We start from the raw sequence: 22,735 nt of genomic DNA, 5'->3' as shown, positions 1-22,735 counted from the left end.
AGCGAGAAGCCGTCCTCTTCAGGGGACGGAGGAGTCACGTGCAGACCTTTCCAAAAGGAAGGGGTCCGGCGGCGAAGACCGTTCGGGCAGCCCCGCCGCCGGGGTCGGAGGGAGAAGCGGGTCCCCCGTGATTGCGGGACCCGCCGCGACCCTAGTTGCCGATGTCGGCCAGGTTGTCGTTGTACGGCTGGGCGATCTCGTCCAGGACCTCTTCGGGCTTCTTGCTGCCGTTGATCAGCTCCTGGATGCCGGCGACGAGCACGTCGTAGTAGCCGGGCGCCGGCCAGTCAGGGTAGAAGGCCAGGCCGTCCTGCGTCGAGAGCTTGTTGAAGTTCTCGATCAGCTCCTTGTTCTGCGCGTCGGTGATCGCCGACGGGTCGGCCGCGACCGGGACGCCGCCCGAGTTGCCGAGCAGGTTCTGGATCTCCTTCTTCATTGTGATGTCGATGAAGTCGTAGGCGAGGTCCTTGTTCTTGGACTTCTCGGGCACGACCCAGAGGTTGCCGCTGGAGCCGGGGGCGAACTGGCCGGGCCACAGGAACGAGCCCCACTTGAAGTCCTTGATCTCCTCCTGCATGCGGCCGAACCACCAGCTGCCCGACACCATGATCGGGAACTTGCCGCCGATGAACGCCACGCCCATGTCCTCGGCCTTCATGCCGGCCGAGTCCTTGCTGACGTAGCCCTTCTTCACCCAGTCGGAGAAGGTCTGGGCCGCGTAGGTGAACTCGGGGCCGTGGAAGTCGACCTTGCCCTTGTAGAGCTCGAAGGAGTCGATCCAGGCGCGGTTGGCCTTGTTCAGCGCCAGCAGATAGAAGAGCTGCTGGGCGGGGTACTCGGCGCCCGCCATCGCGATCGGGGTGGTGCCCTTCTTCGCGAACGCGTCGAGCGCGGCGGTGAACTCGTCGAACGTGGTGGGCACCTTGACGCCCGCCTTATCGAACATGTCCTTGTTGTAGTAGACCATCACGTACTCGCCGTAGTTCGGCACGCCGAACCACTTGCCCGAGCCCATGATGCCCCGCTCGTCATACTTCGCGGTGGTCTGCAGCGACGGGCTGAGCAGCTTGTCCCAGCCGCGCTTGGTCGCCTGCTCGGTCAGGTCGGTGAGCAGGCCCTGCTTGGACAGCTGGCCGGCCGTCGCGTTGCCCTTGTTGTACTCCATGATGTCGGGGGCCTCGTCGGAGTTGAGGACCATGGACGCCGTCTTCTGGATCTGCTCGAAGCCCTTCTCCTCGAACTTCACCTTGACGCCGGGGTGGCTCGCCTCGAACTCCTTCATCGCCTGGGCCCAGGCGGTGCCCATGGCGCTGTTGCCGGTCTCGTAGTGCCAGAGGGTGAGGGTCTTGCCCTCGGCGGAGCCGCCGCCGTTGCCGCCCTCGGATTTATCGGAGGATCCGCCGCACGCGCTGAGCGCGAGCGCGGCCGCGGCCAGCGCCGCCACCGCCGCGCTCCTGCCTACTCTCAACATGGTCTTTCTCCAGGGGGTTTTGTCTAGTTGATGACGACCGGGGCGCCGGGGCCGACGAACTCGACGCCGTCGATCTGCTTGGGGCCCTCGGCGGTGACGACCAGCGTGTCGCCGTCCCGCACCGCCGTGACCGTCGTGTCCCCGTCCAGGTCCCTGATCGTCGTACGGCTCTCGCGCTCCGGCAGGCCGAAGGCGAGCAGCGAGACCCGGGGGTCGTCGGCCACCGTGTCGCCCGGCTCGGTGACCGGGATCAGCGAGCCGTGCCGTACGAACAGGGGGATCCGGTCGAGCGGCGGCGACACCGTGACGTAACGCCCGCCGTCGACGGCCTCACCCGTCCAGTAGTCCACCCACACCCCCGAGGGCAGGTAGACCTTCCGGGTGCCGTCGGCGGAGGTCATCGGGGCGACGAGCAGGTCGGTGCCGAGAAGGTACTCCAGGTCCGCCTGCCAGGCCACCGGGTCGTCCGGGTAGTCGACGCACAGCGCGCGCAGCATGGGCGCGCCCGTCTCCGCCGCGGTGACGGCCGCCGAGTAGATGTACGGCATGAGCCGGTAGCGCAGCCGCAGAGCCTCGACGGCGGCCTGCTCGGCGTGCGGGGGGAACTCCCAGGGCTCCCGGGTGGTCGTGCCGTGGAACCGCACGAGCGGGGACAGCGCGGCGAACTGCGACCAGCGGATGTAGAGGTCCGGGCTCGGCGTGCCGGTGAAGCCGCCCGCGTCGTGGCTCCAGAAGGGGATGCCGGACAGGCCGTGCGACAGCCCGCCCCTGATCGTGCTGCCCATCGCGGAGTAGGTGGTGTCGACGTCGCCGCTCCACTGGGCCGAGTGGCGCTGGCCGCCGAGGTAGGACGAGCGGGCCCAGACCAGGGTGTGCCCGTTGACCTCGCGGGTGACCTCCGCGACGACGTCGTTGAACAGCAGCGTGTAGACGTTGTGCAGCTCGGTGCCGGTCATGCCGTTGAAGGCCACGGCGTCGGCCGGGACCCCCTCGGCGAAGTCGGTCTTGAACGCCGCCACGCCCTCGCGCAGGCGGTCGCGCAGCAGGCCCTTGAACCACTCCACCGCCTCCGGGTTGGTGAAGTCGACGATGCCGCAGGCCGGGTAGGAGCCGTGCCAGGTGTCGGCGACGTACGTCTCGCCGTCGGGCCGCTTGAGGAAGTAGCCCTTCTCCGCCGCCTCGGCGAAGGCCGGGCTGAGGTGGGAGATGTAGGAGTTCATCCAGAGGCAGACCTTGAAGCCCTGCTCCTTGAGCGTGGCGAGCATGCCCGCCGGGTCGGGGAACGTCTCGGGGTCCCACTGGAGGTCGGACCAGTGCCCGTCCGCCTGCCAGTAGCAGTCGAGGTGGAGCACGTCGCAGGGGATGCCGCGCTCCCTGATCTTCCTGGCGCGCTCCAGCACGCGCTCCTGGCTGTCCCTGAAGAAGCCCGAGGAGATCCAGGTGCCGAACGACCACTTCGGGGGCAGCGTCGGCCGGGAGGTCAGCCCGTCGAACCGGTCGAGGATCTCGGCGGGGGTCGGCCCCGCGATCACGTAGTAGTCGATGAGGTCGTCGGGCACGATGATCTGCACCGCGCTGTGGGTGGACTGGCACATGTCGAACTCGACCGGCGTCCCGCTGTCGACGCAGATGCCGTACCCCCTGCTGGACAGGTAGAAGGGCACGTTCTTGTACGCGCGCTGCGACTCGGCGCCGAACGCGTCGAAGTTCCACATGAGCGGGCGCTGGCCGCGCTTGTCGAGCGGCGTGAACGACTCGCCGAAGCCGCCGAAGGCCTCGTCGGCCGGGGCCACGAACGTGTCATGGTAGGCGACGGGGGCGCCGTCCACCGTGGAGCGGCCGAACGGCAGCGTGCGCAGCCGGCCGCTGATGTCGGGGTGGCCCGGGTCCTGCTCCAGCAGCGTCCGGCCGGCCCGGTCGGTGAAGCGCAGGTTCCAGGGGTTCAGCCGCACCTCCGCCCGCAGCGACCCGGCGTCGACCACCACCCGGCAGTGGCTCGCCTCCACCACGGCGTCGCCGTACTCACCGGGGGTGACCATCGAGATCGCGCGGGCGGATCGGGTGCGCGCGTCGGGGTCCTCCGACAGGCGCACCCGGATCACCCCCTCGCCCGCGACCGTGATCCGCACGACGAGCGTCTCCCCCGCCGAGGTGGAGCCCTTGAGCGTCACGCCCCGGCCGTCGGAGGCCACCACCTCCGCGCTGGTCAGCGCGGACAGGCCCTCCTCACCCGGCTCGCGCACCGGAAGCTCGGGAGGATCCGCCACGAAGAACTCGCGCGCGATCAAGGGGGGACGGTACGGCATTGCGGCACTCCATCGGCTCATCCGGCGATTGTGGAGTTAGTTTGCCGTCCATCCCAACAAAGGTCAATGGGTAGGAGCCGCTCCGGATTTGTCCAAGTTATTCCCGTTTGTTCCTACTTGGGGTAATGTGACCGCAATCCCCAGTCAAGGCAGGTGACATGGACAGGTTCGTACACGTGATGCCGCTCGACGACGTGATCGACCACGAGGGCAGCCCGGAGTGCGTCTGCGGGCCGGGCGGCCAGCCCGTCACCGCCGCCGACCTCGGCGAGCCGGTGCCGCACACGGAGAGCGACACCGTCGCACTCGGCTGGTCCCGCCCCGCCGTGGGCGTCATCTACCAGCATCACGCGCTCAGCCCCTGCCGCGAATGGGAAGCCGTCCCCGAGCCCTGAGCCGTTCCGCGCCCCTTAATGGCCGCCAATCACCGTCACTTTCGCGAACTCACCGTAATCTACTGACAACGATCAGTAGTGTCTCGGCCATGCCCGGTATTGATCACGAGATGCCTCTCGAACTCATCCGCAACCGGCCGGAGACCGCACTGGAACTGCTGCGTCGCGTGCCGGGGGCCGACATCCCGCCGCACGCCGCCGCCCGCGTGGAGACGGTCGACTACACCCAGACGCCGATCGAGTTCCGGGCCGATTCGGTCGTGGTGCTCCGAAACGAGACCGGAACGGCGCTGATGGCCGTCATCGTGGAGGTGCAACTCCGCAGAGATTCCGGCAAGCGGTTCAGCTGGCCGGTCTACGTCACGACGTTGCGATCTCAGCACAGGTGCGACACCGCACTGCTGGTCATCTGCCCGAATCGGTCGATGGCCCGCTGGTGCGAGAGGGCGATCCGGCTGGGCCCGAACGGCGCCATCACGCCGCTGGCGATCGACCCCAGCCGCATGCCCCTGATCACCGACCCCGACCAGGCCCGCGCCTGCCCGGAACTCGCAGTGCTCTCGACCGTGGCGCATCCCGACGAGGCCGACGACGAGCCGGTGCTGGAGGCGATGCTGGCTGGGCTCGCGACACTGGATCAGGATCGGGCCAGAGTATATTTGAACTACGTGATCAGTTCGCTACCCGCTGTGACAGTCAAGCGTCTGGAGGAGATGGTGACCACCATTCAGGACTTCGACTACCTCGGGAAGAAGTACTTCTCGCACTGGGTGGCCAAGGGCGAGGCCGTGGGGGAGATCAGAGGCGAGATCGACGCGATCTTCAACGTCCTGGATGTGCGCGGCCTGGAGGTCTCCGACGACACGCGTGAGCGCATCCGCCGATGCAACGACCTGAACCAGCTGAAGACCTGGGTCCGCAGGGCCGTCACCGTCACCTCGGTCGACGAGCTGTTCGACGAGTAAGACCATGCGAGACTTCGACTATCTGGGGGAGAAATATTTCCCTCACTGGATCGAGGCGGGCCGCGCCCTGGGGATGGCGAAGGCAACGCTGATCGCGGGGATCGTCAGCGTGCTGGAGATGCGTGGCGTGGAGATCTCCGACAACGCGAGGAAACGGCTCAGCCGATGCGAGAGCCTCGACCAACTGGGCGCCTGGCTGCGCAGCGCCCCCAAGGTCAGATCGGCCGACGAGCTGTTCGATTGAAGGCGGCCGTGCCCGTGTGCCGGGGCGGGCCGCCCCGAAGAAGTCACGCGGGGCGGCCCGGATCGGTGTCAGTTCGTCACGGGGTCCACTTCACGTTCGGGTTGAGGTGGCCGGTCCAGTTGAAGATCGCCATGTTGTCCCACTGGTCGCCGGTGCCGTTGATGTTCGCCGGGTCCCAGCCGTTGCCGGGCACCGCGTACCAGGTCGGCTCCCAGTAGAAGACGCCGATGGCGCCGGCGTTGCGGGCCGTGTTCTGCACCGCCGTGAACTCGGCCCCCTGTCCCTGCCAGGTGAGGCCGTACCCCGAGCAGCCAGACGTCACCGAGTTGCCCTCCCCGTCGGCGTTGTCGGGAGTGAACGGGTAGGCCGTCTCGGCGACGACGACCGGCTTGCCGTAGCGGGACCGCACGTCCGAGATCACGTTGTACAGGTTGGACAGCGTGCCGTGCCACATGCAGTAGTACGACAGTCCGGTGATGTCCCAGGCCACGCCCTTGGCCCTGATGCCGTCGTAGAACCAGCGGGCGTTTGCGTCGCTGTCCGCGTCAGCCGTGTGGATGATCACCTGCGTGCCGGAGTTGCACGCCTTGGTCGCGTTGTAGCCGGCCTTGAGCAGCAGGCTCAGGTTCGTGAAGTCGTTGTTGACGACCTTGCCGTCGTTCCACAGCATGCCGACGTTGATCTCGTTGCCGATCTGCACGCTGTCCGGTGTCGTGCCCTGCGCCTTGAGGCTCGAGCACACGTCGTACGTGTAGTTGTAGACGTCGGTCTGGAGCTGGCTGATGCCGTGGCTCGCCCAGGCGGCGGGCTTGTACTGCTTGCCGGGATCGGCCCAGGTGTCCGAGTAGTGGAAGTCGACCAGCAGCTTCAGGCCCTTGGCCTTCACCGTCTTGGCGTACTGCAGGACCTTGGCCTTGTTGTTGTAGCCGCTGACGGGGTTGTTCCAGATCCGCAGCCGGACGTAGTTGACGCCGATGCCCTTGAGGATGTCCAGCGGATCCTTCTGGTTGCCGCTCGCGTCGTAGTACTTCGCGCCCAGGTCGAGGGAGCGCTGCACGGAGGAGACGTCGGCTCCGAGCATGGTCAGTGTGGTGGCGGCGTGCGCCGGTTGTGCGGCGGGGAGCACCGCGGCGGCGCACAGGACGAGCGCCGCCAGGATCTTCTTCATGGGTCCTCCGGTCAGGAGAGGAATGGACGGACACCCCCGAATCCTCCGCCGCGAACGCGGTCAGGTCGTCACGGCGAAGGAGCTTGGGTGCGGACGACCACGACGCCTCCGGCGGGCACCGTCGCCGAACCGTCGTAGGCGGCGCCGTCGAGCACTCCCGTGCCGGTCACCCCGGTCACGGTCGCCGGCTCGTCGGCGTGGTTGATGAGGAACAGGTGATCGCCCCGCCGTACGAGTTCCAGCGTGTCGGGCAGCCCGCGCGGCCGGGACACGTCCGCGTGGTCGAGGACCCGGGCGACGAGCCCGCGCAGGCCGGATTCGGCGTCCAGGGCGGTGGACACATACCACGCGGTGCCCGCGCCCAGGTCGTGCCGGGTGACGGCGGGGTGCCCGGCGTCGGGCCCGTCGGCGAACTCGTGCACGGCCCGCGCCCCCGCGAGCCGTACGCGTTCGGACCAGATCCGGCCGGTCAGCGAAGACGGCCGCAACGTCACGGCCTCGTGCTCGCGGAGCGGGTGGAACTCCTCGACGGCCACGCCGAGCACCTCGCGCAGCGCCCCCGGGTGCGGCCCCGGGTGGATGGTGTCGTTCTCGTCCACGATGCCGGAGAAGTACGACACGAGCAGGTGCCCGCCCGCCTCCACGTAGCGGTGCAGGTTCTTCGCCGGCTCCTCGCCGAGCAGGTAGGAGCTGGGCGCGACGACCAGCCGGTACGGCGACAGGTCGGCCGACGGGTGGACGAAGTCGACGGTGACGTGCTCACGCCACAGCGCCTCGTAGTAGGCCTCGATCCGTTCCCGGAAGCGCAGGTCGGACGAGGGCCGCCACTCGAATTCGAGCGCCCAGTAGGACTCCCAGTCCCACACCACGGCGACCTCGGCCGCCACCCGCGCGCCCCTGACCCCGGCGAGCCTGCCGAGGTCGGCGCCGAGCGCGACCACGTCGCGCCAGATCCGGGAGTCGGTCCCGGCGTGCGGCACCATCGCGGAGTGAAACTTCTCCGCCCCGTAGCGGGAGGCGCGCCACTGGAAGAACATCGCCGAGTCCGAGCCGCGCGCCACGTGGGCGAGGGTGTTGCGGCGCATCTCCCCCGGCCGCTTGGCGAGGTTGCGCGGCTGCCAGTTGACCGCGCCCGTCGAGTGCTCCATCAGCATCCAGGGGCGGCCTCCGGCCACCGACCGGGTCAGGTCGGCGGCCATGGCGAGTTCGATGTGCGGATCGGCCCGGCCCGAGTCGAGGTAGTGGTCGTTGGCCACCACGTCGACCTCCGCCGCCCAGCGCCAGTAGTCCATGGGCTTGCAGTTGGGGATCATGAAGTTGGTCGTGACGGGCAGGTCGCTGAACCGGCGAATCGTCTCGCGCTCTCTGCGGAAGCAGGCGATGTGCGCGTCGACCGAGAACCGCATGAAGTCGAGCTGGAGCCCGGTGAGCAGGCCGACCGGCGCGGTGACGGGCGGCTCGACCTCCTCGAACGAGCCGTAGGTCAGCCCCCAGAAGGTGGTGCCCCAGGCGGCGTTGAGCGCGCCCACGTCTCCGTACCTGTCCCGGAGCCAGGCGCGGAACGCCTCGGCCGACGTCGGGCAGTAGCAGTGCGCGTTGGCCCAGCCGTACTCGTTGTGCACGTGCCACATGGCCAGGGCGGGGTGGCCGGCGTACCGCGCGGCGAGGGCCGCGACGATCCGCTCGGACGCCGCGGCGTAGTCGGGTGAGCTGGGGCAGAAGCTGTGCCGGGAGCCTCCGCCGAGCACGTGGCCCTCCCTGTCCACGAGGCGGCTGCCGGGGTGGCGGCGGCGGAACCACGTGGGCGGCGAGGAGGTGGGGGTGGCGAGGTCGGCGTACACCCCGGCCGAGTGGAGCAGGTCGAGGATCCGGTCGAGCCGGGAGAAGTCGTACTCGCCCTCCCGCGGCTCGATCAGTCCCCAGTTGAAGACCCCGACGGTTACCAGGTTCACCCCGGCCTCCCGCATCAGGCGGACGTCCTCCCGCCACACCTCCTCCGGCCACTGCTCGGGGTTGTAGTCCCCGCCGTAAGCGAGGCCCTCGGGCAGGACGGGATATCCGGGCACGTCTCCCCCTCGATTCTGCTTCTGTGAACGTGCACAGTAGCGCACAACCGTCTCGCCGAGAAGGTGCGAGCGATTCAGGCTGATCAGCCAGGGTCCTTAACAACCGCGTAACGACCGTTGACAGCAGGATGGGGAGCTTCCAGTCTGTGAACGCTCCCAGATATTCCAGCCTCTCATCCCCCTCTCCACCCCCGCCTGGAGGAACATATGCGCGTGAACCGGCTAGCAGCGGCGGCCGTCGCGATCCTCGCCGCCGCGCTCTCGACGGCCTGCTCGGGCGGCTCCGACGAGCCGTCCTCCCCCGCCGCGAGCCAGAGCGCGGCGCCGGCCGGCCCGGTGACGCTGACCTACTGGACCTGGGTCCCGAACATGGACAAGATCGTCGCGGTGTGGAACCAGGCCCACCCCGACATCCAGGTCACGGTCAGCAAGCAGGCGGGCGGCGACGACGCGGCGGCCAAGTTCCTCACCGCCGCGAAGGCGGGCAACCCGCCCGACCTGGTCCAGGCCGAGTATCAGATGCTGCCCTCCTTCGTCGCCGCCGACGCCGTGGCCGACCTCAAGGCGGAGACCGCGCAGGCGAAGGCCGAGTTCGGCGAGGGCATCTGGGGGCTGGTGACCCTCGGCACCGACGCCGTCTACGCGGTCCCCCAGGACAGCGGGCCGATGATGCTCTACTACCGGCAGGACCTGTTCGAGAAGTACGGCATCGAGGTGCCGAAGACCTGGGACGAGTACGCCGAGGCCGCCCGCGCCGTGCACAAGAAGGACCCCAAGGTCTTCCTCGGCACGTTCTCCAGCAAGGACCCGGGCTGGTTCGCCGGGCTCGCCCAGCAGGCGGGCGCGCAGTGGTGGTCGATCAGCGGCGACGCGTGGAAGGTCGCGGTGAACGACGAGGCCACCAAGAAGGTCGCCTCCTATTGGGGCGGCCTGGTGAAGGAGGGCGTCATCGACGGCATGCCCTACTTCACCCCCGAGTGGAACAAGGCGCTCAACGACGGCAGGCTGCTCACCTGGCCGTCGGCCGTGTGGGGCCCGGGCGTGCTGTCGAGCAACGCGCCGAAGGCCAAGGGCAAGTGGGCCATCGCCCCGCTGCCGCAGTGGAACGCGGGTGAGAACCACAGCGGCTTCTGGGGCGGCTCCTCCACCGCCGTCGCCGCCAAGTCGCCCAACAAGGCGGCCGCCGCGAAGTTCGCCACCTGGCTGAACACCGACGCGCAGGCGCTCGGGCTGCTGATCAAGGAGGGCGCGGTCTACCCGGCCTCCACCAAGGGCGCCGCGCTGATGACCGACGCTCCCGACTACTTCTCCAACCAGCCCGACTTCTGGAAGCAGGCGGCCGACATCGGCGCCACCGCCCGCGGCTTCACCTTCGGCCCCAACGTGGGCGTGACGTACAACGCGTACAAGGACGCCTTCGACAAGGCCGTCGCCGCCAAGTCCGACTTCGCCGCCGCCGTGCAGAGCATGCAGGACGCCACCGTCGCCGACATGCAGAAGACCGGCTTCACCCTGGCCCAGTGAGCAGGGCCCAGTGACGATGCGATCTCCGAAGAAGGGCGCCCGCGCCGGCCGCGCGGGCGCCGTGCCCTACCTGTTCCTCGCCCCGGCGATGGCGCTGTTCGCGCTCTTCATGGCCCTGCCCATCGGCTACACGATCTATCTGAGCCTGCGGCGCACCAAGGTCTCTGGCCTGGGCCTCGGCAAGGGGGCCCGCACGGAGGTCTTCGCCGGGCTCGCCAACTACGCCGCCGCCGTCGGCGACGGCGAGCTGTGGGCCGGTTGGCTGCGCGTCCTCGCGTACGGGGCGCTCGTGCTCGCGCTGATGCTGGGGCTCGCCCTCGTGTTCGCGCTGATGCTCGACGCGGCGCACGTGCGGCTCGCCCGCCTCACCCGGATCTCGATCTTCCTGCCGTACGCCGTGCCGGGCGTGGCGGCGACGCTGATGTGGGGCTTCCTCTACCTGCCCAGCCTCAGCCCGTTCGGCGAGCACCCGTTCCTGAGCGCCGACCTGGTGACGTTCTCGATGGCGAACGTGGCGGTCTGGGGCGGCACCGGCTTCAACATGCTGGTGCTCTACACGAACCTGCGGGCCGTGCCGCGGGAGTACTACGAGGCGGCCAGGATCGACGGCGCGAGCGAGCTGGGCATCGCGCTGCGCATCAAGATCCCGATCCTGGTGCCGTCGATCATCCTGACCACGGTGTTCTCCGTCATCGCGACCGTCCAGGTGTTCACGGAACCGACCACCCTGCGGCCGCTGACGAACACGATCAGCTCGACCTGGAGCCCTCTGATGAAGGTGTACCGCGACGCGTTCGTCACCGGCGACCTCTACTCGGCCGCCGCGACGTCCATGGTGATCGCCGGGATCTCCCTCGTGCTGTCGTTCGGCTTCCTGCGGGTCGTGAAGAACCGCGCGTTCGGGGAGGGCTGATGACCGCCACCGCACTGCCCAGGGCCCGCGGCCACGTCCGCCCGTCGCCGCGCCGCCCGCTGGGGATCGTGCCGACCGGCGTGCTCGTGCTGGGCGCGATCTACACCCTGTTCCCGGTGAGCTGGGTGGTGGTCGCCGCCACCAAGTCCAAGGCCGAGCTGTTCTCCACCTCGACCTTCACACCCGGCACCGGCCTGCTGTCCAACCTGGCCGACCTGTTCGCCTACCGCGACGGCGTCTTCTGGCTCTGGCTGCTCAACACCGTCCTGTACGCCGGGGGCGGCGCGGTGCTGTCGACCGCGGTGTCCACCATCTCGGGCTACACCCTCGCGACGTACGACTTCCCGGGGCGGAACCTGATCTTCAACCTGCTCATCGGCGGCATCCTCGTGCCGTCGGTCGTGCTGGCGATCCCGCAGTATCTGCTGTTCTCCAAGGCCGGCCTGGCCGACACGTACTGGTCGGTGCTGCTGCCCCAGATCCTGCACCCGTACAGCATCTACCTGGCCAGGATCTACACGCAGGCCGCGATCCCGGGCTCGCTGCTGGAGGCGGGCCGGCTGGACGGCGCCGGCGAGTGGCGGCTGTTTCGCCAGGTGGCGCTGCCGATGCTGACGCCGGGCATGGTGACGATCTTCCTGTTCCAGTTCGTGGCGATCTGGAACAACTTCCTGCTGCCGTTCATCATGCTGGGCGACGACCACAGGTTCCCGCTGACGGTCGGCCTCTACACGCTGCTCGCCGCGGGCGCCAACCAGCCGTCGCTGTACAACCTGATCATCACGGGGACGATGCTGTCGCTCATCCCGCTGATCGCGCTGTTCCTCACGATGCAGCGCTACTGGCGTACGGACCTGACCGGCGGGGCCGTGAAAGGCTGAATGAGCACGGGGGAACAGGCTGATCGGCGGGGGAAAATACGTTCATGGCGAAGCGACCGACCATTCACGACGTCGCCGCGGCGGCGGGCGTCTCCCGGGGCACCGTCTCGCGGGTGCTGAACGACGACCGGTACGTGAGCCCCGCCGCCCACGCCGCGGTCCGGCGCGCCATCGCCGAGACCGGCTACATCGTCAACCGCAACGCCCGCAGCCTGGTCACCCAGCGCACCGGGTCGGTGGTGATGGTGCTGTCGGAGCCGCACGAGAAGGTCTTCGAGGACCCGAACTACAGCACCACCATCCGCACGGCCATCAGGCGGCTCGGCGAGCGGGACGTCTCCCTGGTCATCATGCTGGCCGGGGACGACGGCGACCGCGAGCGCGTGGTGCGCTACGTGCGCGGCGGCCACGCCGACGGCGTGCTGCTGATGTCCACGCACGCGGGCGACCCGATGGTCGACGAGCTGGAGTCGATGCGCATCCCGGCGGTCGCCTGCGGGGCCGTCGTCGGGAAGGAGAACGTGATCCCCTACGCGGCGGCCGACGACCGTGAGGGCGCCCGGCAGATGACCCGCCACCTGGTCGAGCAGGGCCGCAGGAAGATCGCCACGATCACCGGCCCGATGGACACCCCGGGCGGCATCCAGCGCCTGGAGGGCTTCGCCGACGTGCTCGGCAGGAAGGCCTCCAGGAAGCTGATCGAGCACGGCGACTGGACCCAGCTCAGCGGCGAGAGCGCGATGGCGCGGCTGCTGGAGCGCACGCCCGACCTCGACGCGGTCTTCGTGGCCTCCGACCTCATGGCGGCCGGCGCGCTGTCCACGCTGCGCGCGGCCGGCCGCCGGGTGCCCGACGACGTGGCCGTGGGCGGCTTCGACGACTCGTCCGTCGCCGCCACCACGCACCCGCCGCTCACCACGATCCGCCAGCCGCTCGCCGAGGTCGCGGAGGAGACCGTACGGCTGCTGCTCGCGCTCATCGACGGAGGCGGCCCGGTGGACCCGGTCATCCTGCCCACCCGCCTCATCGTGAGGGAGTCGGCCTGAGACCGCGCCGTGTCCCCGGCAGGCCCCTGCTCGCTTGGACGCCTTCGCCGGCGGTCAGCCCCTGATCGGCAGGGCCGCGCGGGCGACGGCCAGGCGCTCGGCCTCCTGGCGCTCGGCGGCCTCCTGCTCGGCGGCCACACGCCGGTCGTAGGCGGCGCGGGCCGCGGCGATGGCGTTCTGGTGCTCCTCTGTCCAGACGACCAGGGCACGGATGGTGGCGTGCAGAGTCGCGCCCATCGGCGTCAGCGCGTAGTCCACGCGCGGCGGGACGGTCGCGTGGACCGTCCGGCTCACCAGCCCGTCGCGTTCGAGATGCCGCAGCGTGCGCGCCAGCATCCGCTGACTGACCCCGTCGATCGCGCGGCGCAGCTCGGTGAAGCGAAGGCTCCGCTTGTCGAGCAGCGCGATCACCAGGAGCGACCACTTGTCGGCGATGCGGTCGAGGATCTGCCGCACCTCGCAGTCCGCGCGCTGGTCCCATTGGAGGACGTCGTCGTCAACGCCGGTATTCGCGCAGTAACCGAGGGACTCGAAAGTGCCGTCTTCCATGGTCACCGATAGTGCCTGACGATGCAGTCGGTTACAAGAGGGAACCGGCAGGCACTCGGGGAACCGCTCCGAGACCGGTTCCCGACGAGATGGAGCCGAACTCGATGTCCAATTCCGTGGGCGGAACCGCCGCCCGGCACCCCGCCCGCATGACGGGACGCGCGTGGGGCGTGCTGCTGGTGTTGTGCGGCGCGATCTTCCTGGAGGGGATCGACGTGGCGATGCTGAACGTGGCGCTGCCGTCGATCCGGGCCGACCTTGGCCTGTCCACCGGGACGCTCAGCGGCGTGGTCAGCGCCTACGTGCTCGGCTACGGCGGGTTCATGCTGTTCGGCGGGCGCGCCGCCGACCTGCTGGGCCATCGGCGGATGTTCCTGCTGTGGCTGGCCGTCTTCCTGGTCTTCTCCGGGCTCGGCGGGTTCGCGACCCAGGGCTGGATGCTGCTGGCCGCACGGTTCGTCACGGGGGTCGCGGCCGCGTTCATGGCCCCCGCCGGGCTGGCGCTGGTCACGTCCAACTTCCCCGAGGGACCGGTGCGTACCAAGGCGCTCGGCGTGTACGCGGGCACGGCGGCGGGCGGGTTCTCGCTCGGCCTGGTCGCCGGTGGCGTGCTCACCGCGTTCGGCTGGCGGTGGGTGTTCTTCGCGCCGGTCATCCTGTCCGCGCTGATCCTGGCGGCGGCACTGGTCCTCGTCCGCGACACTGGCGGCGACCGCCCCTCGGGCGGCTTCGATCTGGCGGGGGCGTTCGCCGTCACGGGGGCCATGTTGCTCCTGGCGTACGGAATGGTCCGGCTGGAGCACCCCGGCGAGGGCCCCGGCCTCACCGCCGGCGCCTTCGCGGCGGGGCTGGCGCTGCTGGGGCTGTTCGTCGCGATCGAGCGGCGGTCGTCGTCGCCCCTGGTGCGGCTGGGCATCCTGCGCACCGCACCGCTGGTGCGGGTGAACGCGGCGGCGCTGCTGTTCCTGTTCGCCTTCGCGGGGTTCCAGTTCCTGATCACCCTGTACCTCCAGGAATGGCGGGGCTGGAACACGATGCAGACCGGCCTGGCCATGCTGGTGATCGGAATCGACACGGTGCTCGCGCCGACGCTGACGCCGCGCCTGGTGAACCGCTTCGGCAACACGCGGGTGCTGTTCTGCGGCATCGTCCTCGCGGCGGTCGCGTACGCGCTTTTCCTTCCCGTGGGGATGGACTGGACCTACGCCGCCATGCTCCCGGCGTTGCTCCTGCTCGGCCTGTCCTTCTCGCTGGCGTACGGCCCGCTGACCATGGCCGCGACGGAGGGCGTCGACGAGGACGAGCACGGCCTGGCAGGCGGCCTGCTCTACACGGCGATGCAGTTCGGCACGGCGCTCGGGCTGTCGGCCGTCACCGCCGTCAGCGTCGCGGCCGGGTCGGGGCCGGACGCGCTACGGACCGCGCTGGTCGTCCCGGTGGCGGCGGCGGTGCTCGGCGCGGTCGTCGTCGCGTTCGGCCTCCGCACCCATGGCATTGCCTCAGCACCGGCTCAGGACGCCCCGCGGGCGCAGCCGCTGCAGAGGGATGTCACACACTGAGGGGGTGTCTCGTCCTCAGTTCGTGAACGACCATGACGACGGCACGGCGGTCCTCGACGCCGAGTTCCAGGCGATGCGGCCCCGGCTGCTCGGCGTCGCGTACGGCCTGCTCGGCAGCCTGGACGAGGCCGAGGACGTCGTGCAGGACGCCTGGCTGCGGCTGCGGTCCGCCAAGGCGGGCGACGGCGGCGACGCGATCAGGGACGTGACCGGCTGGCTGGTGGTCACGGTCTCCCGGCTGGCTCTCGACGTGCTGCGCTCGGCGCGGCACCGCAGGGAGGAGTACGTGGGGCAGTGGCTGCCGGAGCCCATTATCACCGGGCCCGTTCTCACTCAGCCGGACCTTGCGGAGCGGGTGACCCTCGACGAGTCGATGAGCATGGCCATGCTCGTCGTGCTGGAGTCGCTCAGCCCGGCCGAGCGCACGGCGTTCGTGCTGCACGACGTGTTCGGCCTGACGTTCGCCGAGGTGGGCGAGGCGGTCGGGCGCAGTCCGGCGGCCTGCAGGCAGCTCGCCGCCCGGGCGCGGGCGCACGTCGCGTCCCGCGCGCCCCGGTTCGACGTGGACCCCTCCGAGCACCGGCGGGTGGTGCACGCCTTCGCGCGGGCCTGTCTCGGCGACGATATGGACGCGCTGCTCGCGCTGCTCGACCCGGACGTCGTCCTGCGCAGCGACGGCGGCGGCCGGGTGCGCGCCGGGAGGCGGCCCGTCCGCGGCGCGGCCAAGGTGGCCAGGTTGCTGTTCGGCATCCGCAGGTTCGGCGGGTTCGAGCTGGCCCCGGTTGTGGTGAACGGCCGGCCTGGCCTGCTGCGCTACCACGGCGAACGGCTGACCTCCGTCCTCGGCCTCACCGTCGCGGACGGCCGGGTCACCGCCGTCGACATGGTCCTGAACCCCGAGAAACTCGCCCGCGTGACGCGGGCCGACGAGACGAGGAGATGACGATGATCGAGAGGATCAACGTCCGCGAGCTGGCTCCCGAGGCGTACCAGGCCATGCTCGGGGTGGAGCGTTTCCTGCACGAGTGCGACGTGCCCCACGCCACCCTGGAACTCGCCAAGATCCGGGCCAGCCAGATCAACGGCTGCGCCTTCTGTCTGGACATGCACTTCCGGGACGCCAAGAAGGCCGGGGAGACCGACGAGCGCCTGTGGTCGGTTGCCGCCTGGCGGGAGGCGCCCCACTACACCGACGCCGAGCGGGCCGCGCTCGCGCTGACCGAGGCCGCGACCCGGCTCGCCGACCGGCCCGACCCCGTGCCGGACGAGATCTGGGCGGATGCGGCCAAGCACTACTCCCAGGAGCAGCTGGCCGCGCTGGTCGTCGCCATCGCGCAGATCAACGCCTGGAACCGCATCTGCGTCGTGAGCCGTAAGGTCCCCGGCTCCTGAGTGAAAAACGGGAGGACGGCGGCACGCGGGGCGAATAGCCTGCCTACCCTGCGCACCCCCTCCGGCCGCCCGCTTCCGTACTGAGCTGTGCTTCCGAGGCCGTCGTGCTTCCAGAGGCTGCTGTGACAGCGAAGGCTTTACGCCCCTTTTACCAAGTCTCCGATATCTATACCGAAAAGGTCACGGAACCATCACGGTCGGGGGGAAACGAACATGGTCACGGTGGTGCCGTCGCTCGCCAAGGTCAGGGACATCAGGACCGCGCTGCGCCGCAGGCCCAGGCGGGACAGGAGGGACGGGAAGATCGTCGACCTCAGCGCCTACACGGGCGGAAACGTCATCCGGTTCCCGAGGACGTCCGGACCGACGTCCGCCGCCTGAGCCGGATCTACCGCAGGGTCCACGAGACGGCCCGCCCGGCATCCCCGCCGGGCGGGCCGAAGGCTTTTTCTGGTTGAATGTCGCCTCATGAGTGATCTGTCCGCAACGGAGCGGACCCGGCACCGCCGGCTGCGGGAGCAGGGCCGCACCGACCGGGAGGCGCTGTTCGAGGTGCTCCGGGCCGGGTTCGTCTGCCACCTCGGCGTCGTCGTGGACGGCGACCCCATGGTGGTGCCGACCGTCTACGGCTTCGACGACGACCATCTGTACGTGCACGGCTCGGTGGCCAGCCGCAGCCTCACCCGGGGCACGACGGTCTGCGTGACGATCACTCACGTCGACGGTCTCGTGCTGGCCCGGTCGGTCTTCGAACACGGCGTGAACTACCGCAGCGCGATGATCTACGGCGTGCCCCGCGTGCTGGAGGACGACGAGAAACCGGCCGCCCTGCGCTGCCTGACCGAACACGTCACCCCCGGCCAGTGGGACTACGCCCGGCAGCCGAACCGCAAGGAACTCGCCGCCACGACGATCCTCGCGCTCCCGCTCGCCGAGGCGTCGGTCAAGGTGCGCGAAGGCCAGCCGGACGACGCCGGCGACCCGCACGACGTGTGGGCCGGGATCCTGCCGCTCACCCGGTCGTGGCAGGCCCCGGTGACCGACCCGCAGGCCGCCGCCCATCCCGTCCCGCCGCACATCCTGACCCGCACCATGCCCCACTGACCGGGGCGCCGTACGATCCGGCGGGCCGGGATTCGTCTCACCGGACCGGCAGCCACACCGTGCCCGAGCCCCGGTCGCGGGTCAGCGTGATCTCCCAGCAGCCCGGCTTGGGGAAGACGAACCCCGTCCCCCACTCCTGACCGGGCCGGTGCCAGGTCGATCCGCCGTGCGCCTCGGGTCCCCAGGTCAGCCTGGCGGCGGTGCCGTCGGGGAGCGCGGCGGTCACGCGCAACGGCCCCTCACCCGTCATCCGCCACACGATCTTGACCTCCCGTCCGGCGGCGAGGGGCACCGGCGCGAACATCAATCCCCACACCTCGGCTCCCCGCCCGGCACCCCGCACCTCGGGCAGTGCGTTCGCCGTGCTGCCGGCCGTCCGTCCGCAGGACCCCTGAGCGGGGACCGACACGGGGACGGACACGGGCGGGAGCGCCGTTCCGGCACCGGTGCCGGTGTCGGGAGTTCCGGTGCCGGCGCAGCCCGCCACGAGCGCCAAGCCGCACAAGCCGACCGCAGTGTGCCTCATGCCTCTGACTACCGTGGCGGCTACCCGGAGGTTCCCGCGCGCTGACGGTCGTTGGTCGACGTGATCTTCGGGGTCATCCGGTGTCGGCTGCTCAACCGGCACGCCCCGCTCGACGCCGCCCTGGCGGAGGACATCATGGCCCTCGTCACCAGGATCGGTTGAGCGGCGCCCTCTCCCCCGTCTCATCTGTCACGTCTGCCACTTCGGCGGCAGGCCGATGCGGCAGGATGGAGCGGTGACGCCTTCCCCAGCGGTCGTCCAGCCGGACCGGGACCTCCTCGAGGAGATCCTGGACGAGCTGGACATCGAGCACACCATAGACACAGAGGGCGACCTGGCGATCTCCACCGCCCACCTCACGATCTACTTCCTGTTCGGCAAGGAAGGAGACCTGTTCACCGTACGCACCTTCTACAACAGGCAGTTCTCGGTGGACGACAAGCCGATGCTGCTCGCGGCGCTCAACGAGTGGAACGCGGACACGATGTGGCCGAAGGTGTACACGTTCACCCAGGACAACGGCGCCATCCGGCTCGTCGGCGACTCCCAGGTCTACATCGGGGCCGGCGTGACCAGGGAACACCTGACCACGATGGTGGCCCACTGGGTCAGGTTCTCGATCAAGTTCTACCGCTGGCTCACCGACCGGCTCGCCTTCGAGACCGACTGATCAGACGGCGGCGTTCCCGGCAACCCCCGCAACCGCGGCACGCGCAGCCCATCGAGCATCGGTGAACCCTAGGGCGCCGGGAAATCCCTCGTCAGCCTCTGGCGAGCGCCTCGCGCAGCTCGGCGCTGGTCAGGCGGTTGACGTAGGCGGGCTTGTCCCGCTGGAAGCGCCGCCCCTCCGCGAGCGGGCCCGCGTCGACCACGTCGAATCCGAACGAGTCGATCAGCTCGGCGACCACCTTCTTGGCCTCGGCGTCGTCGCCCGCGATGGGCAGCGCGCGCCGGTTCTCCGTGCCCGCGGGCTGACCCTGCTCCGCGAGGTGGACGTAGTAGATGGAGTTGAACGCCTTGACGATCCGGGCTCCCGGCAGATGCGAGGAGAGCAGCTCGCTGTCGGTGGTCTCCCCCGCGTCGAGCTCGGGGAAGTGACCGTCCCGCTCGAAGTAGTAGTTGTTCGTGTCGATCACGATCGTGCCGTCGAGCGGCTCGACCGGCACCTCCCGGTATCTGCCGAAGGGGATCGTCACGACCACGATGTCGCCCGCCTCCGCGGCCTCGGCCGGGGTGGCGGCACGCGCGTTCGGGCCCAGCCGGGCCACGAGTTCGGAGAGCGTGTCAGGCCCGCGGGAGTTGCTCAGCACCACCGAGTGGCCGGCGTCGACCGCCAGCTTCGCGAGGGTGCCGCCGATGTTCCCGCTGCCGATGAATCCAATGACCATGGCTGCGGCAACACACGCGCCGCCGATGTCATTCCCCGGCCGAACCGCGTGGCATGGCGCCGGGATCGGCGCGTTGGGTCAGCACGGCGAGCACACGCCGGCGCAGCAGCTCCACGCTCGGCGCCCGAGAACGATCGCACGGAGGTACGACACTCTGACGGATGCCTCCCACCCGAACCCGAGTGGGAGGCATCCGTCATGGAGGTGATCACCGGGAGACGTGCCCGTACTTTCCAGGTTTCAGCTGCAGCCGCTGGTGCTGCCGCAGCCCTCGCAGACGTAGCAGCTGCCCGCGGGGCGCATCTTGGTGCCGCAGGTCAGGCACAGCGGCGCGTCGGCCGTACGACCCTGGTGGCTCTCCAGCGAGGCGCCGACCCGGCGCGGCTCCGGCACCGCCACCGGCGCGAGCTGCCCGTTGGACGGCTCCTCGGCGGGCTTGGTCTCGACGGGCGCGGACTGCGCCTTCTCGATGGGCGCAGACTGCGCCAGGGCGGCGGTGTCGACGTCCTGGAGCGCGGCCGGGTCCTCCCCGCGCTGCTGCGCGGCCCGCTCGGAGGCGGAGAAGATGCCCAGGGCGGCCCGGTCCTCGTACGGCAGGTAGTCGAGCGCGAGCCTCCGGAAGATGTAGTCCATCACGGACTGCGCCATCCGGACGTCGGGGTCGTCGGTCATCCCCGCCGGCTCGAAGCGCATGTTGACGAACTTCTGCACGTACGTGTCCAGCGGCACGCCGTACTGGAGGCCGATCGAGATCGCCACGGAGAAGGCGTCCATCACGCCCGCGAGCGTGCTGCCCTGCTTGGACATCTTGAGGAAGACCTCGCCCAGGCCGTCGTCGGGGTAGGACGAGGCGGTCATGTAGCCCTTGGCGCCGCCCACCGTGAAGCGCGTGGTGGTGCTCGGCCGCTGGTTCGGCATCCGCCGCCGGGTCGGCCGCGCGACCTCCACGACCTGGACGATCGGCTCCTTCTCCGCGGTCTCGGCAGGGACCTCCTCGGAGGTCTTCTTGGCGACCGACAGCGGCTGGCCGACCTTGCAGTTGTCGCGGTAGACGGCCAGGGCCTTGAGGCCGAGCTTCCAGCCCTCCAGGTAGACCTGCTCGATGTCGTCGACCGTGGCCGACTCGGGCAGGTTCACGGTCTTGGAGATCGCGCCGGACAGGAACGGCTGGACGGCCGCCATCATCCGCACGTGGCCCATCGGGGCGATGGCCCGCTCGCCCATCGCGCAGTCGAACACCTCGTAGTGCTCCGGCCGCAGGCCGGGGGCGTCCACGACGTGGCCGTGCTCGGCGATGTACTCGACGATGGCCTCGACCTGCTCCTCGGGGTAGCCGAGCCGGCGCAGCGCCCGCGGGATCGTCTGGTTGACGATCTGCATCGAGCCGCCGCCGACGAGCTTCTTGAACTTCACCAGCGCCAGGTCGGGCTCGATGCCGGTGGTGTCGCAGTCCATCATCAGGCCGATGGTGCCGGTCGGGGCGAGCAGCGACGCCTGGGCGTTGCGGTAGCCGTTCTTCTCGCCGAGCCGCAGGCACTCCTGCCACTGCCGGGTCGCCTCGACGTGCAGAGCCTTGTCCATGTCGTCGAGCGTGCGCAGGTCGTCGTTGGCCGCGGCGTGCTTGCGCATGACCCGCTTGTGCGGCTCGGCGTTGCGCTGGTAGCCGTCGTACGGGCCGACGATCCCGGCCAGCTCGGCCGAGCGGCGGTAGGACACGGCGGTCATCAGCGAGGTGATCCCGGCGGCGATGGCCCGGCCGCCGTCGGAGTCGTACGCGTGGCCGGTCGCCATCAGCAGCGCGCCCAGGTTGGCGTAGCCGATGCCGAGCTGGCGGTACGCCCGGGTGGTCTCGGCGATCTTCTGCGTCGGGAAGTCGGCGAAGGTGATCGAGATGTCCATCGCGGTGATGATCAGCTCGGTGACCTTCACGAAGGTCGCGACGTCGAAGCTGTCGTCGTCGCGCAGGAACTTCAGCAGGTTGATCGAGGCGAGGTTGCACGAGGAGTTGTCCAGGTGGACGTACTCCGAGCAGGGGTTGCTGGCCGTGATGCGCCCGGTCTCGGGGCAGGTGTGCCAGTCGTTGATCGTGTCGTCGTACTGCACGCCGGGGTCGGCACACTCCCAGGCGGCCTGGGCCATCTTGCGGAACAGCGACCGGGCCTCGACCTCCTCGATGACCTCGCCGGTCAGCCGGGCCCGCAGGCCGAACTTGCCGCCGGCCTCGACCGCGCGCATGAACTCGTCGGAGACCCGCACCGAGTTGTTGGCGTTCTGGTACTGGACGGAGACGATGTCCTTGCCGCCGAGGTCCATGTCGAACCCGGCGTCGCGCAGCGCGCGGATCTTGTCCTCCTCGCGCGCCTTGGTCTCGATGAACTCCTCGATGTCGGGGTGGTCCACGTCGAGGACGACCATCTTGGCCGCCCTGCGGGTGGCGCCGCCCGACTTGATGGTGCCGGCGGAGGCGTCGGCGCCGCGCATGAAGGAGACCGGGCCGCTGGCCGTGCCACCGCTGGACAGCAGCTCCTTGGACGAGCGGATGCGGGAGAGGTTGACCCCGGAGCCGGAGCCGCCCTTGAAGATCACGCCCTCTTCCTTGTACCAGTCGAGGATCGACTCCATCGTGTCGTCCACGGCCAGGATGAAGCAGGCGCTCACCTGCTGCGGCGAGCGGGTGCCGACGTTGAACCACACCGGCGAGTTGAAGCTGAAGATCTGGTGGATCAGCGCGTGCTTGAGCTCGTGGTCGAAGATCTCCGCGTCCTCCTCGGAGGCGAAGTAGCCGTTCTCCACGCCGGTCCTGGTGTAGACGCCCACCACCCGGTCGACGAGCTGCTTGAGACTCGACTCGCGCTGCGGGGTGCCCACCGCCCCGCGGAAGTACTTGGTGGTGACGATGTTGGCCGCGTTGACCGACCAGAAGTCGGGGAACTCCACGCCGTGCTGCTCGAAGTTGACCGAGCCGTCCCGCCAGTTCGTCATCACGACGTCGCGCCGCTCCCAGCGGACCTCGTCGTACGGGTGGACACCCGGGGTGGTGAAGACGCGCTTCATCTTCAGGCCCTTGCGCGGCCGCTTGCCGGCCCGGCCCCCCGCACCCGATACGGTGCCGCTCACGGTCTCCGTCATGACTTCCCCCTCCCAGGGCCCGGTGGAGCCCCTCTTTCGGACCACGCTCGTTACAACCTCATCGTCGCGCCGCCGCCACCGCGTCCGCGCCGTGCCCGCGCCCCGTCCC

21 protein-coding genes are annotated in these 22,735 nt (G+C 69.7%); 13 read left to right on the top strand and 8 right to left on the bottom strand.

Features of this window, described 5'->3' with window-relative positions; all coding sequences use genetic code 11:
- Positions 1–151: 151 nt before the first annotated feature.
- Together ABZ857_RS22145 and ABZ857_RS22140 are read right to left on the bottom strand one after the other, a co-directional pair.
- Positions 152–1,471 carry a sugar ABC transporter substrate-binding protein gene (locus ABZ857_RS22145; RefSeq protein WP_357045710.1) on the bottom strand — a complete coding sequence of 440 codons (1,320 nt, stop codon included), beginning with the start codon at positions 1,469–1,471 and terminating at the stop codon, positions 152–154.
- A 23-nt stretch (positions 1,472–1,494) separates the two neighbouring features.
- Positions 1,495–3,759: a TIM-barrel domain-containing protein gene (locus ABZ857_RS22140; RefSeq protein ID WP_357045708.1), complete on the bottom strand. Its 2,265-nt coding sequence runs from the start codon at positions 3,757–3,759 to the stop codon at positions 1,495–1,497.
- A 176-nt stretch (positions 3,760–3,935) separates the two neighbouring features.
- On the opposite strand from ABZ857_RS22140, the gene ABZ857_RS22135 reads away from it, so the two are divergent.
- From ABZ857_RS22135 to ABZ857_RS22125, 3 genes are all read left to right on the top strand, one after another.
- Positions 3,936–4,172 (top strand): hypothetical protein, encoded by a 237-nt coding sequence (locus tag ABZ857_RS22135; RefSeq protein ID WP_357045706.1) that lies wholly within the window; start codon positions 3,936–3,938, stop codon positions 4,170–4,172.
- A gap of 89 nt (positions 4,173–4,261) precedes the next feature.
- The gene (locus ABZ857_RS22130) at positions 4,262–5,137 is read left to right on the top strand and encodes a hypothetical protein (protein WP_357045704.1); all 876 of its coding nucleotides are present in this window, start codon (positions 4,262–4,264) and stop codon (positions 5,135–5,137) included.
- A 4-nt stretch (positions 5,138–5,141) separates the two neighbouring features.
- On the top strand, positions 5,142–5,381 hold the full coding sequence (locus ABZ857_RS22125) for a hypothetical protein (RefSeq protein WP_357045702.1): 240 nt from the start codon (positions 5,142–5,144) through the stop codon (positions 5,379–5,381).
- A 76-nt stretch (positions 5,382–5,457) separates the two neighbouring features.
- Here ABZ857_RS22125 and ABZ857_RS22120 read toward each other — a convergent pair whose 3' ends face one another.
- On the bottom strand, positions 5,458–6,549 hold the full coding sequence (locus ABZ857_RS22120; protein WP_357045700.1) for a glycosyl hydrolase 53 family protein: 1,092 nt from the start codon (positions 6,547–6,549) through the stop codon (positions 5,458–5,460).
- A 68-nt stretch (positions 6,550–6,617) separates the two neighbouring features.
- Positions 6,618–8,615: a beta-galactosidase gene (locus ABZ857_RS22115; RefSeq protein ID WP_357045698.1), complete on the bottom strand. Its 1,998-nt coding sequence runs from the start codon at positions 8,613–8,615 to the stop codon at positions 6,618–6,620.
- A gap of 207 nt (positions 8,616–8,822) precedes the next feature.
- Between ABZ857_RS22115 and ABZ857_RS22110 the strand changes: the two genes are divergently transcribed.
- Genes ABZ857_RS22110 through ABZ857_RS22095 form a run of 4 tightly spaced genes read left to right on the top strand, consistent with a single transcriptional unit; the run spans position 8,823 to position 12,979 of the window.
- Positions 8,823–10,139, top strand: a complete 1,317-nt coding sequence (locus ABZ857_RS22110; RefSeq protein ID WP_357045696.1) for a sugar ABC transporter substrate-binding protein — start codon at positions 8,823–8,825, stop codon at positions 10,137–10,139.
- 16 nt (positions 10,140–10,155) lie between these two features.
- Positions 10,156–11,052: a sugar ABC transporter permease gene (locus ABZ857_RS22105; protein ID WP_357045880.1), complete on the top strand. Its 897-nt coding sequence runs from the start codon at positions 10,156–10,158 to the stop codon at positions 11,050–11,052.
- A complete protein-coding gene (locus ABZ857_RS22100; protein WP_357045694.1) occupies positions 11,052–11,933 on the top strand; it encodes a carbohydrate ABC transporter permease in 882 nt (293 codons plus the stop codon). The genes ABZ857_RS22105 and ABZ857_RS22100 overlap by 1 nt, the downstream gene beginning before the upstream one ends.
- A gap of 44 nt (positions 11,934–11,977) precedes the next feature.
- Positions 11,978–12,979, top strand: coding sequence for a LacI family DNA-binding transcriptional regulator (locus tag ABZ857_RS22095; protein ID WP_357045692.1), 1,002 nt, complete (start codon positions 11,978–11,980; stop codon positions 12,977–12,979).
- A gap of 54 nt (positions 12,980–13,033) precedes the next feature.
- Here the strand turns inward: ABZ857_RS22095 and ABZ857_RS22090 are convergent, their stop codons facing one another.
- Positions 13,034–13,528 carry a helix-turn-helix domain-containing protein gene (locus tag ABZ857_RS22090; protein WP_357045690.1) on the bottom strand — a complete coding sequence of 165 codons (495 nt, stop codon included), beginning with the start codon at positions 13,526–13,528 and terminating at the stop codon, positions 13,034–13,036.
- A gap of 104 nt (positions 13,529–13,632) precedes the next feature.
- Between ABZ857_RS22090 and ABZ857_RS22085 the strand changes: the two genes are divergently transcribed.
- From ABZ857_RS22085 to ABZ857_RS22065, 5 genes are all read left to right on the top strand, one after another.
- On the top strand, positions 13,633–15,087 hold the full coding sequence (locus ABZ857_RS22085) for an MFS transporter (protein ID WP_357045688.1): 1,455 nt from the start codon (positions 13,633–13,635) through the stop codon (positions 15,085–15,087).
- A gap of 22 nt (positions 15,088–15,109) precedes the next feature.
- Positions 15,110–16,030, top strand: coding sequence for an RNA polymerase sigma factor SigJ (gene sigJ, locus ABZ857_RS22080; RefSeq protein ID WP_357045686.1), 921 nt, complete (start codon positions 15,110–15,112; stop codon positions 16,028–16,030).
- A gap of 2 nt (positions 16,031–16,032) precedes the next feature.
- The gene (locus ABZ857_RS22075; RefSeq protein WP_357045684.1) at positions 16,033–16,479 is read left to right on the top strand and encodes a carboxymuconolactone decarboxylase family protein; all 447 of its coding nucleotides are present in this window, start codon (positions 16,033–16,035) and stop codon (positions 16,477–16,479) included.
- Positions 16,480–16,692: 213 nt separating this feature from the next.
- A complete protein-coding gene (locus ABZ857_RS22070; protein WP_357045682.1) occupies positions 16,693–16,860 on the top strand; it encodes a hypothetical protein in 168 nt (55 codons plus the stop codon).
- An 87-nt stretch (positions 16,861–16,947) separates the two neighbouring features.
- Positions 16,948–17,583, top strand: coding sequence for a pyridoxamine 5'-phosphate oxidase family protein (locus ABZ857_RS22065; protein ID WP_357045680.1), 636 nt, complete (start codon positions 16,948–16,950; stop codon positions 17,581–17,583).
- A gap of 37 nt (positions 17,584–17,620) precedes the next feature.
- Here the strand turns inward: ABZ857_RS22065 and ABZ857_RS22060 are convergent, their stop codons facing one another.
- Entirely contained in the window at positions 17,621–18,109 is a 489-nt protein-coding gene (locus ABZ857_RS22060) for a hypothetical protein (protein ID WP_357045678.1), read from the bottom strand.
- A gap of 235 nt (positions 18,110–18,344) precedes the next feature.
- Here ABZ857_RS22060 and ABZ857_RS22055 point away from each other — a divergent pair, with 235 nt between their 5' ends.
- Positions 18,345–18,779 (top strand): YbjN domain-containing protein, encoded by a 435-nt coding sequence (locus ABZ857_RS22055; protein WP_357045676.1) that lies wholly within the window; start codon positions 18,345–18,347, stop codon positions 18,777–18,779.
- Between the two features lie 91 nt (positions 18,780–18,870).
- Here the strand turns inward: ABZ857_RS22055 and ABZ857_RS22050 are convergent, their stop codons facing one another.
- Positions 18,871–19,497: an NADPH-dependent F420 reductase gene (locus tag ABZ857_RS22050; RefSeq protein ID WP_357045674.1), complete on the bottom strand. Its 627-nt coding sequence runs from the start codon at positions 19,495–19,497 to the stop codon at positions 18,871–18,873.
- Positions 19,498–19,737: 240 nt separating this feature from the next.
- Positions 19,738–22,626 carry a vitamin B12-dependent ribonucleotide reductase gene (locus ABZ857_RS22045; protein WP_357045672.1) on the bottom strand — a complete coding sequence of 963 codons (2,889 nt, stop codon included), beginning with the start codon at positions 22,624–22,626 and terminating at the stop codon, positions 19,738–19,740.
- Between the last annotated feature and the right edge of the window lie 109 nt (positions 22,627–22,735).

It is taken from the genome of Microbispora sp. NPDC046933 (genome assembly GCF_040644635.1).
Lineage (GTDB): Bacteria > Actinomycetota > Actinomycetes > Streptosporangiales > Streptosporangiaceae > Microbispora.
The sequence above is the reverse complement of the archived record's forward strand: the minus strand, read 5'-3'. Positions and strand labels throughout refer to the sequence as shown.